Genomic DNA, 1,660 nt, shown 5'->3' on the forward strand with positions numbered 1-1,660 from the left:
AAACAGAGCCGTTGCGTTATCATAAAATGGGGGAGACCTTGCACTATACGTTGGCGATATCACCTAATGGTCCAGGCCCTAATCGAATTACGTTGAAGGTTTGGCTGCCTGAACAGCTTGGAGCCCCAGTAGATATTAAGCTAAAATTAAGATCACTTGACCAGCAGAAGCGCGCTGCAATTGACGTACCGCTGCTAGGAGACAAGGTGGATGGAACGGAATCATTCGCAGATTTTATAGAAACGGATTACTATGCCGAACGGGTGGATTTACCTGTGCGTGGAGCATGGGAGGCTGAGTTGGTTATTAAAGACCAGTCAGGTACGGCAAGGACGGAAATTATTCCATTTCGCAATGATTAAGAGAATATAAAGCAAACCGAACAAGCGAATTATTCGACTTGTTCGGTTTTTTTTGGCTGAAATTCGACATTATTGACAGGACTTCAGCGTGATTGGTAGAAATACTAATATACGAAAATGCGCTTAACAGGGACTTGTACGGGATGTCAGATTCAAATTCCGAATTGGAATGAAGCTTCAGGGGGAGACGGAATCGTTTGAGAGAATCTTGTGAGAGTGAAATGATAGAATGAAAACAGTTAATAACTGCTAAAGGGGCCACCATGTTGCGGACAGAAAGTTTTAAAAGAATGGTAAGAATAGCTCTTCTATTTCTGTTCACGATCGTCTTCTTAGTAAGCATATATTCTTTAACGAAACCTGTTCGAGATATGCCGCAGGCGAAGCGTGGCGTATTGGATTTGTCCGGTTGGGATTTAGAACGGCAGGGAACAGTCATGCTGGATGGAGAATGGGAATTTTATGAGGGACAATTACTTGAGCCTAATGACTTTCGGCAAGGCAGCTTGAATGCTTCATACTTATCCGTGCCCGGTACGTGGAAAGGGAAAGAGGTAGAGGGAGGCATCAATCGACAAGGCTTTGGGACGTATCGTCTTAAAGTGCTGGTTCGAACGGAGGACGACGTTCTCGGTTTGAAAGTAAGAAGTATCCGTATGTCTCAGCGGTTATTTATCAACGGAATGCTGGAAGGATCAAGTGGACAGCCTTCTGCCGTTGTTGGGCTAAATAAGCCGGGCAATACTCCCTATACAACATTTTTTCATTCGGATACCAAAGAGATAGAAATCATTATTCAGGTGTCTAACTATATATATGTCACCGGGGGGATCATCAATTCGATTCCGTTTGGCTTACATGGGGATATTACAAAGATGAATGGCATGCAGCTTGGAACGGACATTGGTATTATTTTAATACTGGGCATGTTCGGCGCATATCATCTCACTTTTTACTATCTCGGGCGAAGAGAGAAGGCCTACTTGCTCAGTGGTTTGTATTTGCTGCTGCTTGCGTTGGAGAGCTCACTGTACGGAGAGAAAATGTTTCAGCGATTGCTACCAAATATTTCTTTTGACATAGCCTATAAGCTGTTGGAAATAAGTCAGTTTCTAAGCGCATTTGTCATTATTTTATTTTTCTGCTCCGTTGAGACGAGGTTGATGTCTCGTAGAAGTATGAAATGGTTCCTTACCCCTTTTGTTCTGTATCTTACGGCGGTTGTTATACTGCCTTATAAGGTTCATATCGGCGTAAAATATATATTCGTACTCTATATGGGTCTCTTAGTCATGTTC

General features: G+C 42.9%; 1 protein-coding gene and 1 pseudogene. Both read left to right on the forward strand.

Features of this window, described 5'->3' with window-relative positions; translation table 11 throughout:
• Nucleotides 1-362 (forward strand): annotated as a pseudogene (locus tag AC1DWN_RS33470) (copper resistance CopC/CopD family protein); the annotation flags it as partial.
• 263 nt (nucleotides 363-625) lie between these two features.
• Nucleotides 626-1,660, forward strand: a 1,035-nt coding sequence (locus tag AC1DWN_RS33475) for a 7TM diverse intracellular signaling domain-containing protein (RefSeq protein WP_477563141.1), incomplete at its 3' end; no start/stop codon positions are given.

The organism is Paenibacillus sp. P4_A7 (assembly GCF_056402455.1).